The organism is Streptomyces sp. NPDC048171 (assembly GCF_043202655.1).
Taxonomy (GTDB): domain Bacteria; phylum Actinomycetota; class Actinomycetes; order Streptomycetales; family Streptomycetaceae; genus Streptomyces.
This window is the reverse complement of the sequence record NZ_JBIDAU010000002.1, coordinates 423,230-437,087: the sequence shown is the minus strand read 5'-3', so window position 1 is coordinate 437,087 and position 13,858 is coordinate 423,230. Positions and strand designations below refer to the sequence as shown.

Here is a 13,858-nt window from a genome sequence, read left to right as displayed (position 1 = left end):
GGGGTCGCGCTCACAGGCGTCTCCTTGCTTCGGTGAACAGCAGGTGTCCGAGGTAGCCGCCGCCGAGCACGACGGTGATGATGCCGACCGGCAGCGGGGTGGGGGCGACATGCTGGGCGAGGTAGTCCGACGCCAGGCACAGCAGCGCCCCGACGAAGGCGGCGGGAGCGAGGGTGACCCCCGCGCCGCGGGCGAGCCGGTGTGCGATCTGCGGGGCGACCAGGGAGACGAACAGGATCGGCCCCGACGCGGCCGTGACCGTCGCCGTCAGCGCCACTCCCACCAGGATCAGGCCCAGGCGTACCGGCGAGACCCGGACTCCTTGCGAGGCGGCCACTTCGTCGCCCAGCTGCATCTGCCGCAGTGACCGGCTCAACATCCCGGCCAGCAGCAGGAGTACGGCGATACAGGCGCCGCCGACCGCCACCTGGTTCCAGGACACGCCGTTGAGCGACCCGGCACCCCAGGCGGCCGCGGACATCGCCTGGTCCAGGTCGGCTTTGAGGATCAGCCAGGTGTTGAGCGAATCGAGCATCGCCGACGCGCCGATGCCGACGACGATCAGCCGGAACCCCTTCACCCCTCGCCGGTAGGCCAGTACGTAGACGGCCACGGCGGTGGCCATCCCGCCGAGCAGCGCCCCGCCGGCCAGCTGCGCGTAGGTGCCGTTGACGACCAGGATCACGATCAGCGCGCCGGTGTAGGAGCCCTGGGTGAACCCCATGATGCCGGGGTCCGCGAGCGGGTTGCGCAACAGCGACTGGAAGACCGCGCCGCTCACCCCCAGAGCCGCGCCGAACACCAGCGCCGCGGCCACCCGGGGCAGCCGCCACTCGACCACGAGTTCCTGGACGAAGCCGGTCTCCCGGCCGGTCAGCGCGGAGAGCACCTGCCCGGGACTCAGCGCGTACGAGCCGGTCATGAGCGCGAGCAGCGCCATACCGGCGCCCGCGACCGCGAGCACCGTGCAGACGACGACCGAGCGCCACTGCAGCCGAACCGCGATCCGCCCGCGCCGCAGCACCAGCGCCCGCCGCCCGAAGCCCACCCGTGGGAGGTGCGCGTTCGGCTTCACGGTCCGCTCGCCTTCCTCCGCCCACGACAGGCGCGTGTTCGCGTTCACAGCCCGCTCGCCTTCTTCCGCCGCACCAGCACGACCAGGACGGGAGCGCCGACGAAGGCGGTGATGATCCCCACGGGGATCTCGCCGGGTCGCATCACGACGCGGCCGAGGATGTCGGAGACCAGCAACAGGCTCGGGGCGAGCAGAGCGCTGTACGCGAAGATCCAGCGTTGGTCCGGTCCGACGATCCAGCGGGCCACGTGCGGCACCATGAGTCCGACGAATGCGATGGGTCCGGCGATCGCGGTGGCGCCCCCGGCGAGGAAGGTGAGCGCGATCACCGCGAGCACACGGGTGCGGCCCAGCCGGACCCCTTGGGCGCGGGCCAGCTCGTCGCCCAGAGCCAGCGCGTTGAGCGGGCCCGACACCGCGAAGGCCAGGAGGAGTGCCACCGCGAAGAACGGCACGATCGGCCATACGACGTCCAGCGGCCGGCCCGTGATCGACCCGGCGTTCCAGTACCGCATCGCGTCGAAGGCGTCCGGGTTGGTCAACTGGAGCGCCTCCCTGGCGCCGCCGAGCACCGCGCCGACACAGACCCCCGCGAGCACCATGACCACCGGCGAGGAGCCCTTCCGTGTCGCCCCGAGGGCGAGCACCAGGAGCGTGACGATCAGCGCCCCCGCGAACGCGAACCACATGTAGTCCCGGGCCTCGCGGACGCCCAGCAGGCCCACGGCGACCGTCACCGCGAAGGACGACCCGGCGTGGACGCCGAGGACACCCGGATCGGCCAGGGGGTTGCGGATGAGCGCCTGGATCAGCGCGCCCGACAGACCGAGTGCCACGCCGACGACCAGGCCGACGATCGTGCGCGGCAGCCGGAAGTCGCGGATGGCGAACTGGTCGGGGTGGGCGGACGGGTTGAACAGCGCGTCCCACACCACGGACGGCGCGATCGCCGTGGACCCGATCATGACACTCAGCATCAGCAGGGCCGTCAGCACCGCCAGCGCGAGGACCATGCCGAGCAGACGCCGGCGCGGCCGGGGCACCGTCTCGGTGCTCCGGCCGCGCCCGCGCAGGGCGAGGGTTGTCACAGCTTGCCGGCGAGAGTCGCCAGTGCGCTGTCGAGCGAGTCCAGGTACTGCAGGACGGGCCCGTAGGAGTTGTTGCCGGGGCAGAAGACTCCGAGCGCGCGACCGGAGGTCACGGTGGGCAGCGCCTTCCAGGTGTTGGTCTTGGTCACCGGCACGAAGGGCTCGGTCGGCCGGCCTTCGGCATCGACGGGGTAGGTGATCACGTCGTACTCGGTGAGCTCGGCGACCTGCTCGAACGGCAGGGACTCGTACGCCAGCGGGTCCTTGCCCTCGGCCGCCTCGGGCAGGTCGAGCCCGATGTCGTCCCGGGCGATCTCGGAGCAGCCGATGTCCGCGATGTAGAACGTTCCGGGGTCGCTCCAGTCCCCGCGGGAGACGTCGACGAACTTGGTGTCGTCGATGGTCTTGCCGTAGGTCTTCTTGATCTTGACGATCTTCTTCTCGAACTCCGCCTTCTGCCGGCCGAGTTCGTCGGTGACGTTGCCGGCTGTGGCGATCTCCCCGGCGAAGGCCTTCCACTCGGTGTCGAGGCCCCAGAGCACCGTCGGGGCGATCGACTCGAGTCGCTTGCCGACCTTGTCCCAGTCGTTCGAGTGGAACTGGACCAGGATGAGGTCCGGCTTGAGGGCGGCGAGCTTCTCGAGGTCCACGTCACCACCGCTGCTGCCGACGACCTCGGCCGCCTCGTACGCGGCCTTCTGCTCCTTCGGCAGTACGGCGAGGTCGGAGTCGGACACCTCGGTGACGCCCACCGGCTTGCCGCCGAGATCGATGAAGGGGAGGTTCGTGTTGCCGATCGTGACGATCCGCCGGGGGTCGGCGGGAACCTCGACGGTGCCGTTCTCGGCCTTGACGCTGCGGGTCTCCGCGGACTTGTCGCCGCTGGTCCCGGCGGCGGCCTTGTCGCCGGTGCCGTTCCCGTCGCTGCCGCAGGCGGTGAGGAGGAGCGCCGCGCTCAGGAACGCGGCGGCGACGGCCGTGCCGCGCCTCGTTGTCAGGGTGCTGCTCATGGTGGTCTGTCTTTCTCTTCTGCCCCGGGGGAGGGATGTGCCCGGGTGGAGGGGAGTTGAGGGGATCAGTCAGCGGTGGAGCGGACGAGTTCGTGGACGGTGGTGCCCAGGCCGACGGTCCGCGCCGACCCGCGCGTCAGGCCCGCCCGTGCGATGACCGCGTCCAGCTCGGCCGCGGTACGCAGGCCGGAGCCGTGGCAGACGAGCCCGATGAGGTCTTCCTCGCCCTCGTGCTCGTCCAGGTCGTCGGTGTCGAGGACCTCCTCGATCAGCAGCACGCGTCCGCCGGGGGTGAGGTTCTCGGCCGCCCGGCGCAGCGCGTGGGCGGCGTCGGCGTCGGGCAGGGTCTTGAAGGCGCGGCTGATGAGCACGGCATCGGCTGCCGGGCCTGGCTCGTGGACGGACTGCTCAACAACGCCGACCCGGCCGCGCTGCCGCTCGTCGGGAATCGTGTCGGGCAGGTCGCGGCGCAGCCAGTCGGCCTGGGCGGGCAGGGCGCAGATCGTCACGCGCAGGCTCTCGTGGACCGCGACGTACTCACGGGCGTGCGCGCCCGCGCCACCGGAGTGGATCACCAGGTGCCGGACTCCGTCGAGCAGACCGGACGTGGCGATCGATCCGGCCAGCGCGGGCTGGAACTTCGCCAGGCGTTCCAGGTGACGGTCCTCGTAGTCCTGCTCGGCCCGCACTTCGGCGAAGGTCTGGCCGGTGACCGAGGCGTAGGCGGGCCGGCCGGTGCGGACCGACTCCGTAAGTCCGTACAGCCCGAGCATCTCGCGACCGACCACCCCCGCGGAGTGCAGTCTGTCGGCGATGAAGTCGAGCGTGAGGACGTCGCCGACCGGAGTCAGTGCGTAGCGACCGGGCTCCGTCTCGGTCACCACGTCCAGGGTGTGCAGATAACGCAGCAGCTTGCCCAGAGCGCGCTCGTCGGCACCCGCCCCGGCGGCCAGCTCGGCCACGCCGGTCGTGCCGCGGGAGAGCAGATCGGGAACGCCCAACTCGACGGCGGTACGGATCGCGATCGGCGCGACGAGCTCGGTCAGGTCGTGGAGCCGCTGGAACGGGGTGACCGTCCGCTCCGGATCGGGCACCGCCCCGTCGGTCTCCAGGGCGACGACCGCGGAGCGGCGCCAGTATCCGGTGAAGTCGATGTCCTCCTTGGGCACACCGCGGTCCTCGACCAGGTAGCGGCGGATGTCCCGGACGACCGTGTGCTCGCCGGCCAGCCACACGAACGCCTGGCCCGGCCACCACCCCGTACCGCGTACGGCGTCGGTGAGCGGCGACACGGTCCCGGACGTCGCGCCGGGGCGGACCAGCCACGTCACGTCCACCCCGGGCAGTTCGCGCAGCTCCTGGCGGTGGGCATCCTCGGCGATCTCGACGAACACCTGTGCCCGGGCGTCGGCCGGGAGCTCGTCGAGCAGGCGGCCGATCGCGGGAAGCGCGGTGTCGTCGCCCGCCACGAGCCACCAGTCGGCGCCGGCCGGGAGTGTCTTCGAGGTGCGCGGCCCGCTGAGGTGGATCCGGTCACCCGGCGCGGCGCGGTAGGCCCATGTCGTTCCCACGCCCACCCCGTGCCTGACGAAGTCCACGTCCAGCTCGCCGGTTTCCGGGTCCCACCGGCGGACGGTGTAGGCCCTCGACAGGGGCCGGGGATCCTTGGGCACGACCAGCTTCGCCTCGCCCTGGACCGGGAGCACCGGGTCACCGAGGCCCGGGTGGGGAAAGTAGAGCGCGAGGTCGTCGTCGAAGCCCCGGGACGCGAAGGCAGGCCGCGTGAAGCCGTCCGGGGTGGTGAACGCGCGCAGCTGTTCGCCGCTCAGCGTGACCCGCCGCATCCCCGGGGTGAGGTCGGCGATCCGGACCACCCCGACCTCACGCAGGGTCGGCGGGTGCACGGTGAGCCGGCGCGAGGTCTTGGGCATACGGGGAACCGGGCTTTCTCATCGCTTCGAGGGAGGGAGCCGCACGCCGGCGTCGAAGGGGGCGCACTCCGGTAAGGTTAGGGGAACCTTACCTCGAAAGGTGTGCGCAGACTGCCGTGCAGTTAGGGCATACGGTTGGGGCATGACCTTGCCCTCGTCGCTCGCCGTCGATTCCGGCTGTCCTCCGGCGATTCCGGGCGCGCGGTGGAGTCCGGCGGACGCGCACGTCCGACCGCTGCTGCTGTGGGTGCGCACCGGCACGGCGCATATACGCCTCGACGACGGGCCGGTGCTCCACCTCAGGGCCGGCGAAGGCGCCTGGATTCCAGCGGACGGCGGGGCGGAGATTCCCGCAGCCGGCCGGTCGGAGCGGACGATCACCACCGAGCCGGGCACGGTCGCCTTCCCGCTGTGCCCCCACGCCGGCGTCGGCGCCCGGGGATTGACGGAACTGACGCGGTTCGACGTTCCCAGCGGCTGGCAGGACTGGTTGATCCAGCTCTTCAACCTCCAGGTCACTCCGTTCAGCGGCCACGGGTACTCCCCCGAGGCGATCACGGAGCTCCTTCGGCGCCCCGGCCCACGCCCGCCGACGCCCGCCGCGCTCGGGCACGACCCGAGCCCGGAGGAATTCGCGTCGCCGGCGATGCCGCGAGCCCGCGGCGCCAGAGCGGTCGCCGAGGAACTGATGCGCGACCCCGGGCTCGACCTCACGGTCGAGCGATGGGCGGCGCGGGTGCTCTCCAGCGCACGCACCCTTCGCCGTGACTTCCTCGCCGGCACCGGGCTCACCTTCGAGCAGTGGCGGCTGCACTGCCGGCTCGGCGCCGCCGCGGAGTTCCTCGCCGCCGGCTACGACGTCGACCAGGTGACGGCCCTGGTGGGCTTCGCCAGCCGCAACGGCCTCACGCGGGCGTTCAAGGGACGGTTCGGACTGACCCCCCACGAGTTCGGACGCAAGCTCCGCGCCCGGCCCGGCGCCGGTGGGCTGACCCAGCGGGCGGCGGCGGCACGGCGGACCGACGACCTGATCCGGATGATGCGCGAGACGGACACACCCGCCCCGCCCGAGATGCTCCCCCCGGCGAGCACGCCGTCACACACCAACGACATCCACGTCCTGAGCTGGATGTACCGGGGCAGCGGGTACCTGGACATCGGCGACCAGCGCTACGAGCGGGAGCGAGGGGTGGCGACCTGGATCCCGGCAGAACTGGAGCACGTCACCGGTCTCCGCGAGAACTCCGTCTCCCTGCCGCTGGGCAACGCGAGCACCGCCGACCTCCACCTGACCGCGCCGCTGCAGGTGCGGTTCTCGCCGGCGTGGGACGACTACTTGATGTTCTGCTCGATCAGCGCCCGATCCGCTCTGCGCCCCGCCGACCACAACCCTCGCCACATCCTCGGCCTGTTCGCGGAACAGGTCGCCGCACAGCGAGCTCTGTCGGTGCCGATGCCCACCGATCCGCGCGCGCGTGCCGTCGCGATGGAGTGCCTGCGGCGCATCGCCGAGCCCGGCGGGACGCAGGACGCCGACATCCGCGCCGAGATCCACCGCGCCTTCCGCGACGAGACGGGCATGACACTCGGCCGCTGGCGCTACGCCGCCCGCATGCGCATCGCCCGCGACCTGCTCGCCGGGGGCGCCCGGCCCAGCGCCGTCGCGCGCCGGATCGGGTACGCCCACCTCCCCACGTTCAGCGCCGCCTTCTCCCGCTTCCACGGACTCTCCCCACGCGAGTACCAGGAACGCGAGGCGGCCAGGAGCCGGTGAGAGTCGTTCGCCCCGTACGCCAAAGGGCCCGACTCCGAAGAGCCGGACCCTACCTGACCTGCACGTCTGCCAGATCAGCGACGTGGCGGGACGTCAGCCACTACACGTTGAAGCGGAACTCCACCACGTCCCCGTCCCGCATCACGTACTCCTTGCCCTCCATCCGCGCCTTGCCCTTGGCGCGGGCCTCCGTCACCGAGCCCGTGGCGACCAGGTCGTCGTAGGAGATGACCTCGGCCTTGATGAAGCCCTTCTGGAAGTCGGTGTGGATGACTCCCGCGGCCTCGGGGGCCGTGGCACCCTTCTTGATGGTCCAGGCGCGGGATTCCTTGGGGCCGGCCGTCAGGTAGGTCTGCAGGCCGAGGGTGCGGAAGCCGACGTGGGCGAGGGTGGCGAGGCCGGGTTCCTCCTGGCCGACGGACTGGAGGAGTTCCAGGGCCTCGTCCTCGTCCAGCTCGGCGAGGTCCGACTCCAGCTTGGCGTTGAGGAAGATCGCCTCCGCGGGGGCGACCAGCGCGCGCTGCTCGTTCTTGAAGGACTCGTCGGTCAGCTCGTCCTCGTCGACGTTGAAGACGTAGAGGAAGGGCTTGGTCGTGAGGAGGTGGAGGTCGTGGAGGAGCTCGTTGCGCTCGGTGCCCTGGACGATGCCGTGGGCGAAGAGCGTGTCGCCCTTCTCCAGGATCTCCTTGGCCTCCTCGACGGCCTTGACCTTCGGCGCGACGTCCTTCTTGATCCGGGACTCCTTCTGGAGGCGCGGGAGGACCTTCTCGATGGTCTGGAGGTCGGCGAGGATCAGCTCGGTGTTGATCGTCTCGATGTCGTCCTTGGGCGAGACCTTGCCGTCGACGTGGACGACGTTCTCGTCCTTGAAGGCCCGGATGACCTGGCAGATCGCGTCGGACTCGCGGATGTTCGCGAGGAACTTGTTGCCCAGGCCCTCGCCCTCGCTCGCGCCGCGCACGATGCCCGCGATGTCCACGAAGTCGACCGTGGCCGGGAGGACCTTCTCCGAGGAGAAGATCTCGGCCAGTTTCGTCAGGCGGGGGTCGGGGACGCCCACGACGCCGACGTTGGGCTCGATCGTGGCGAACGGGTAGTTGGCCGCGAGCACGTCGTTCTTGGTCAGGGCGTTGAACAGGGTCGACTTGCCGACATTCGGCAGACCGACGATTCCGATCGTGAGCGACACGTTGCGACTTCCCGTACGTGAGGATGCGGAGGAGGTGGGGCGGGCCAGGCAGGGGCCGATCCACCAGTCTACGGGGTGTCCGGTACCACCCCCGCGTGGTGTCGAACGCTTGGCCAAGGTCCGGCCGACGGCGTGTCTGTCGGCCTATTCGGCACATAAACCGACCTAAGTTGGTCCAGTGGAGCAACACGGGACGCGACCTGCGCAGTACGGACCGCGACGGAGCCGGGCGGCGCTGCCCCCGCAGGGGCGGGGCGGCGCCGCTGCCGGCCGTCCGGCCGGGCGGACGGCGGGCCCGGGGGCGGGCGGCGGTACGGCGCGGGCGGCCGGCGGGCGGCAGGCAGGCCGGCCCGCTCCGTCGTCGGCGGCGACGGCGGCGGCGCGGGAGGTGGGTGCCCGGCGCCCGCTGCCCAACCCGCGGCTGACGGGGCTGGGCAGCGGTCTGTTCTGCGCCGCCGTCATGGTCGTGCTCGGCTACCTCGACGCGCTGCTCTTCGGAGCGTCCCTGACCGTCTACGGCGTGCTGTTCGTGCCGGTGTGCCTGCTCACCGCGGTCTGGGTGCGCCGCGGCGACCTGCTGACCGCCCCCGTCGTCGTGCCGATCGCCTTCGCGGTGGGGCTGGTGACCGTGGCCGAGAGCGGGGACGGCGGCCTCGGGGGACGGCTGATGGGGATCGTGACCGCGCTGGCCACCGAGGCCGGGTGGTTGTACGGCGGGACGCTGGTCGCGGGTTCGACGGTGATCGTCCGCAGGATCCGGCTGGTGCGCCGCCGGCGGGCCGCCGCCCGGAACCGTCCGCCGGGCTGACCCGCGGCGGACGGCGCGAGGGCCGCGGTCAGCGGGACGCGTGCATCGCCGCGCCGACGATCCCCGCGTTGTTCTGGAGCTGGGCCGGGACGATCTCCGCCTGGATGCCCTCGATGTAGTGCAGGAACTTGTGCGACTTCCGGCTGACCCCGCCGCCGATGATGAACAGCTCCGGCGAGAACAGCATCTCGACGTGGGCGAGGTACTTCCGCACCCGGTGGGCCCAGTGCTCCCACGACATGTCGTGGTCCTCCTTGACCTTGCTGGAGGCCCGCTTCTCCGCGTCGTGGCCGTCCAGCTCGAGGTGCCCCAGCTCGGTGTTGGGGACGAGGACGCCGCCGTGGAAGACGGCACTGCCGATGCCCGTGCCGAAGGTGAGCAGGATGACCGTGCCCTGCCGGCCGCGCCCGGCGCCGAAGTTCATCTCGGCGACGCCCGCCGCGTCCGCGTCGTTGACGACCGTCACGTCCAGCCCGCCCAGCCGCTCCGCGAACAGGCTCCGCGCGTCCGTGTCGACCCAGCTCTTGTCGACGTTGGCCGCGGTGCGGACCATGGCGCCGCCGGTCACCACGCCCGGGAAGGTGAGCCCGACCGGGCCGGTCCAGCCGAAGTGCTCGACGACCCCCTTGACCCCGTCGGCCACGCCGTCCGGGTCCGCCGGTTGCGGAGTCAGCACCTTGCAGCGCTCCTGGGCCAGGTCGCCCCTGTCGAGGTCCACAGGAGCGCCCTTGATCCCGGATCCGCCGATGTCCACGCCGAAGATCTGCATGGCACCCACGTTACGGCCTGCGACTGACGGTCACGCCCCGGCGGTACCCGAGCCGCCCCGCTCCGCCACCAGGCTCGCGGCCTCCTCGCGCAGGTCGCGGCGGAGCTCCTTGGGCAGCGAGAAGGTGATCGACTCCTCGGCGGCCTTGACGATCTCCACGTCCTCGAAGCCGCGCTGCGACAGCCACTCCAGGACCTGCTCGACCAGGATGTCCGGGACGGACGCGCCGGAGGTGACGCCGACCGTGGTCACGCCCTCCAACCAGGCCTCGTCGGCCTCGTCGGCGAAGTCCACGAGGTACGCCTCGCGGGCGCCCGCCTGCTTGGCGACCTCGACGAGCCGCTTGGAGTTGGAGGAGTTGCGCGAGCCGACCACGATCACCAGGTCGGCCTCGGCGCCCATCTGCTTGACCGCGAGCTGGCGGTTCTGCGTGGCGTAGCAGATGTCGTCGCTCGGCGGGGAGATGAGCTGCGGGAACTTGTCCTTGAGCGCGTCGACGGTCTCCATGGTCTCGTCGACGGACAGGGTCGTCTGGGAGAGCCACACCACCTTGGAGGGGTCGCGGACCTCGACCTTCGCGACGTCCTCGGGGCCGTCGACGAGCTGGATGTGGTCGGGGGCCTCCCCGGAGGTGCCGATGACCTCCTCGTGGCCCTCGTGGCCGATCAGGAGGATGTCGTAGTCGTCGTTGGCGAAGCGGACGGCTTCCTTGTGGACCTTGGTGACGAGCGGGCAGGTGGCGTCGATGGTGGCGAGCCGGCCGCGCTCGGCCTCCTCGTGGACGACGGGCGCCACGCCGTGCGCGGAGAACATCACGATGTTCCCCTCGGGGACCTCCTCCGTCTGCTCGACGAAGATCGCGCCCTTCTTCTCCAGGGTCTGGACGACGTACTTGTTGTGAACGATCTCGTGCCGGACGTACACCGGAGCCCCGTACTGCTCCAGGGCTTTCTCGACGGCGATCACGGCGCGGTCCACACCCGCGCAGTAGCCACGGGGGGCGGCGAGCAGGACACGGCGGCCAGGCGAAGCAGTCATGGCACCCATCGTAAGGCCGCGTTCGGCGGGTCAAAGATCGCGTGGGTACGGCGTTGCCGGGGAGACTGACGGGAACGTTCCGAGTCGGAGTTCTGTGCGGGGTTCGAGGCGGAGTTCGGGACGGAGTCCGAGGCGCTGGCGGAGGCACGATGTCGGAGACCGGTACGACGGCCCCGGGGGCCGGTGAGGAACACCAGCTGCGGCGCAGTCTGGGCTTCAGGGACCTGGTCGTCTACGGCCTGCTGTTCATCGCGCCCATGGCGCCGGTCGGCGTGTTCGGCACGCTGGACGCCAAGTCGCACGGCGCGGTGGCGCTGGTCTACGTCGTCGCCACGATCGCCATGGCGTTCACCGCGTTCAGCTACGCGCAGATGGTGCGGGTGGTCCCCCAGGCCGGGTCGGTGTTCGCGTACGCGCGCGTGGGGCTCGGCAACGGGGCGGGGTTCGTCGCGGGCTGGATGGCGATGCTGGACTACGTCCTCATCCCGGCGGTGGCGTACCTGTTCTCCGGGATCGCGATGGAGGCGCTGGTCCCGGAGGTCTCCCGGTGGGTGTGGACCGCGATCGCGGTGATCGTCACGACGCTGCTGAACCTGTGGGGGGTACGGGCGGCGGCCCGGGTGGGCTTCCTGGTGCTGGCCATGGAGATCGTGGTCCTGGTGGTGTTCGTGGTGGCGGCGGTCGTGGTCCTGGCGCAGGACGGGGCCGCGCGCGACTGGCTGTCGCCACTGTCCGGGGACGGCACGCAGGGGGCCTTCGCGCTGTCGGCGGTGGTCGGCGCGGTGTCGGTGGCGGTGCTGTCGTACCTGGGCTTCGACGCGATCGCGACGTTCGCGGAGGAGGTCACCGGCGGGTCGGCGAAGGTCGCGCGGGCCCTGCTGTTCTGCCTGGCGCTGGCGGGTGTGCTGTTCGTCGCGCAGACGTACCTGGTGGCGTTGCTGGAGCCGGTGTCGTCGGCGCAGCTGGCGGCGGAGCCGGAGCGGCAGGGGTCGGCCTTCTACGACGCCGTGGACGCGTCGGTCGGCACGTGGCTGCACGACCTGGTCGCGGTCAGCAAGGCGATCGGCGCGGCGTTCGCGGCGCTGGCCGGGCAGGCGGCGGCCGGGCGGCTGCTGTTCGCGATGGGTCGCGACCGGCGGCTGCCGGGGGTGCTGTCGCGGACGGATTCCGGGGTGCCGCGCGTGGCGATCCTGGTCTCGGCGGTGATCACGATGGCGGCGGCGGTGTGGGCGGCGCGCCGGGACGACGGCCTCGACCACCTGGTCTCGGTGGTCGACGTCGGCGCGCTGACCGCGTTCACGCTGCTGCACGCGAGCGTGGTGGGCTGGTTCGTGGTCCGGCGGCGCGGGGACGCGCCGGTGAACTGGTGGAAGCACCTGGTGGTGCCGGTCCTGGGCGCGGCGATCACCGTCGCCGTGATCGTGGAGGCGTCGGGGTCGGCGCAGGTCGTCGGGGCGATCTGGCTGGCGGTGGGCCTGGTGGTCCTGGCGGCCCAGGCACGCGGGAGGCGCGCGGCGGGGGCGTGACCCGCCGCGGCCGGGGTGGGCGGCGCCCGCGACGAGGGTGCGCTCCACGACGAAGGCGGTCGGCACGCGCGACGCGCACCGGATGCAGGCGCGTGCGTGCACTCCGGGCCGGGCACGCAGGCCGCGCCGGGCACTCCGGGCCAGGCCGGGCACTCCAGGCCGCGCCGGGCACACGGGCCGGACGGAGCTGCGGGCCGGCACGCCCCGGCCCAGGCTCACGGACACGCCGAACGCACCGCGCACCACCCGAGCCGTGTGCGCAGGCACGCCACCCGAACCTCGTCCGCCCGCGCGGCGGCGTGCTCGGACGCGTACGTAGGCGGCGGTCACCGCGCGTGAGGCACGGTTCCGTCGCCGGCCGGCACGCGTGCGTGCCGAGGCCCAGCCGCTCAAGCCCCGCAGGGATGTCGTACCCGGCCGTTACGCTCGGGCGCATGGCTGTCAACTCCACTCCCGAAAGCCCGCTGCCCGTGGGTGAGGTGTCACGGCTGATCGGAGGGTGGATCGACCGGCTCGGCGCGGTCTGGATCGAGGGGCAGATCACGCAGTTGTCGCGGCGGCCGGGCGCGGGGGTCGTGTTCCTGACGCTGCGCGACCCGTCGTACGACATCTCCGTGAGCGTCACCTGCTACCGGCAGGTGTTCGACGCGGTGGCGGACGTGGTCGGCGAGGGCGCCCGGGTGGTGGTGCACGCCAAGCCGGAGTGGTACGCACCGCGCGGGCAGCTGTCGCTGCGGGCCGCCGAGATCAAGCCCGTGGGTGTCGGGGAGCTGCTGGCGCGGCTGGAGCAGCTGAAGAAGGCCCTCGCGCGGGAGGGGCTCTTCGCGCCGGAGCGGAAGAAGCCGCTGCCGTTCCTGCCGCAGTTGATCGGCCTCGTGTGCGGCCGCGCCTCGGCGGCCGAGCGGGACGTCCTGGAGAACGCCAGGCACCGCTGGCCGGCCGTCCGCTTCGAGGTGCGCAACGTCCCCGTGCAGGGCGTGCACGCGGTGGCGCAGGTGGTGCAGGCGGTGAAGGACCTGGACGCGAGGGACGACGTGGACGTGATCGTCGTCGCGCGCGGCGGCGGCAGCGTCGAGGATCTGCTGCCCTTCTCCGACGAGCAGCTGGTGCGTACGGTCGCCGCGTGCCGCACGCCGGTCGTCTCGGCGATCGGGCACGAACCGGACAATCCACTCCTCGACCACGTCGCCGACCTGCGCGCCTCCACACCGACCGACGCCGCGAAGAAGGTCGTGCCGGACGTCGGCGAGGAGTACGAGCGGGTCCGGCAGCTGCGGGACCGCGCGCGGCGGTGTGTCGCGGCCTACGTGGACCGGGAGGAGCGGGGGCTGGCCCACGCGCTGGCCCGGCCGTCGATACAGGATCCGCACCGGATGATCGAGGAGCGGGCCGAGCAGGTGACGGCCCTGCTGGACCGGGGCCGCCGCTCGTTGCGGCACCACCTCGACCGGGCCGACTCCGAGTTGACGCACACGCACGCGCGCGTGGTGGCCCTCTCCCCCGCCGCGACCCTCAAGCGGGGGTACGCCGTGCTTCAGCGGGCGGACGGACACGCCGTCCGGGATCCCGGCGAGGTGGAGCCGGGCGAGGCGCTGCGGGCGCGTGTCGCCGAGGGCGATTTCTCCGTACGAGTCGACGCATAGGGTGGGT

11 protein-coding genes are annotated in these 13,858 nt (G+C 72.0%); 4 read left to right on the top strand and 7 right to left on the bottom strand.

Going from position 1 to position 13,858, the window contains the following annotated elements; translation table 11 throughout:
- Positions 1–10: 10 nt before the first annotated feature.
- The 4 genes from ACGF3J_RS06430 to ACGF3J_RS06415 form a co-directional block, all read right to left on the bottom strand.
- Positions 11–1,123: a FecCD family ABC transporter permease gene (locus ACGF3J_RS06430; RefSeq protein WP_393853558.1), complete on the bottom strand. Its 1,113-nt coding sequence runs from the start codon at positions 1,121–1,123 to the stop codon at positions 11–13.
- Complete coding sequence (locus ACGF3J_RS06425) at positions 1,120–2,163, bottom strand: iron chelate uptake ABC transporter family permease subunit (protein WP_346346025.1); 1,044 nt, start codon at positions 2,161–2,163, stop codon at positions 1,120–1,122. Before ACGF3J_RS06425 ends, ACGF3J_RS06430 begins: the two co-directional genes overlap by 4 nt.
- Positions 2,160–3,173: an ABC transporter substrate-binding protein gene (locus tag ACGF3J_RS06420; protein WP_161327733.1), complete on the bottom strand. Its 1,014-nt coding sequence runs from the start codon at positions 3,171–3,173 to the stop codon at positions 2,160–2,162. The genes ACGF3J_RS06425 and ACGF3J_RS06420 overlap by 4 nt, the downstream gene beginning before the upstream one ends.
- Positions 3,174–3,238: 65 nt before the next feature.
- Entirely contained in the window at positions 3,239–5,104 is a 1,866-nt protein-coding gene (locus ACGF3J_RS06415) for a siderophore-interacting protein (RefSeq protein WP_161327734.1), read from the bottom strand.
- 142 nt (positions 5,105–5,246) lie between these two features.
- Here ACGF3J_RS06415 and ACGF3J_RS06410 point away from each other — a divergent pair, with 142 nt between their 5' ends.
- Entirely contained in the window at positions 5,247–6,878 is a 1,632-nt protein-coding gene (locus ACGF3J_RS06410) for an AraC family transcriptional regulator (RefSeq protein WP_202557816.1), read from the top strand.
- Between the two features lie 100 nt (positions 6,879–6,978).
- Here the strand turns inward: ACGF3J_RS06410 and ychF are convergent, their stop codons facing one another.
- Positions 6,979–8,067, bottom strand: coding sequence for a redox-regulated ATPase YchF (ychF, locus tag ACGF3J_RS06405; RefSeq protein WP_161327735.1), 1,089 nt, complete (start codon positions 8,065–8,067; stop codon positions 6,979–6,981).
- Positions 8,068–8,245: 178 nt separating this feature from the next.
- On the opposite strand from ychF, the gene ACGF3J_RS06400 reads away from it, so the two are divergent.
- The gene (locus ACGF3J_RS06400; RefSeq protein WP_393853557.1) at positions 8,246–8,875 is read left to right on the top strand and encodes a DUF6542 domain-containing protein; all 630 of its coding nucleotides are present in this window, start codon (positions 8,246–8,248) and stop codon (positions 8,873–8,875) included.
- 28 nt (positions 8,876–8,903) lie between these two features.
- On the opposite strand, the gene ppgK is transcribed toward ACGF3J_RS06400, so the two are convergent.
- Positions 8,904–9,644: a polyphosphate--glucose phosphotransferase gene (gene ppgK, locus ACGF3J_RS06395; protein WP_161325865.1), complete on the bottom strand. Its 741-nt coding sequence runs from the start codon at positions 9,642–9,644 to the stop codon at positions 8,904–8,906.
- Positions 9,645–9,674: 30 nt separating this feature from the next.
- Positions 9,675–10,691, bottom strand: coding sequence for a 4-hydroxy-3-methylbut-2-enyl diphosphate reductase (locus ACGF3J_RS06390; RefSeq protein ID WP_202557348.1), 1,017 nt, complete (start codon positions 10,689–10,691; stop codon positions 9,675–9,677).
- A 140-nt stretch (positions 10,692–10,831) separates the two neighbouring features.
- On the opposite strand from ACGF3J_RS06390, the gene ACGF3J_RS06385 reads away from it, so the two are divergent.
- Entirely contained in the window at positions 10,832–12,208 is a 1,377-nt protein-coding gene (locus tag ACGF3J_RS06385; RefSeq protein ID WP_161325867.1) for an APC family permease, read from the top strand.
- A gap of 434 nt (positions 12,209–12,642) precedes the next feature.
- Complete coding sequence (xseA, locus tag ACGF3J_RS06380; RefSeq protein ID WP_161325868.1) at positions 12,643–13,851, top strand: exodeoxyribonuclease VII large subunit; 1,209 nt, start codon at positions 12,643–12,645, stop codon at positions 13,849–13,851.
- The last annotated feature ends 7 nt before the right edge of the window (positions 13,852–13,858 follow it).

Bases quoted from the DNA above. Each gene is read 5' to 3' on its own strand.
- xseA (WP_161325868.1), top strand. From the start codon at position 12,643: ATGGCTGTCAACTCCACTCCCGAAAGCCCGCTGCCCGTGGGTGAGGTG.
- ACGF3J_RS06420 (WP_161327733.1), bottom strand. From the start codon at position 3,173: ATGAGCAGCACCCTGACAACGAGGCGCGGCACGGCCGTCGCCGCCGCG.
- ACGF3J_RS06385 (WP_161325867.1), top strand. From the start codon at position 10,832: ATGTCGGAGACCGGTACGACGGCCCCGGGGGCCGGTGAGGAACACCAG.
- ACGF3J_RS06410 (WP_202557816.1), top strand. From the start codon at position 5,247: ATGACCTTGCCCTCGTCGCTCGCCGTCGATTCCGGCTGTCCTCCGGCG.
- ppgK (WP_161325865.1), bottom strand. From the start codon at position 9,644: ATGCAGATCTTCGGCGTGGACATCGGCGGATCCGGGATCAAGGGCGCT.
- ACGF3J_RS06390 (WP_202557348.1), bottom strand. From the start codon at position 10,691: ATGGGTGCCATGACTGCTTCGCCTGGCCGCCGTGTCCTGCTCGCCGCC.
- ACGF3J_RS06415 (WP_161327734.1), bottom strand. From the start codon at position 5,104: ATGCCCAAGACCTCGCGCCGGCTCACCGTGCACCCGCCGACCCTGCGT.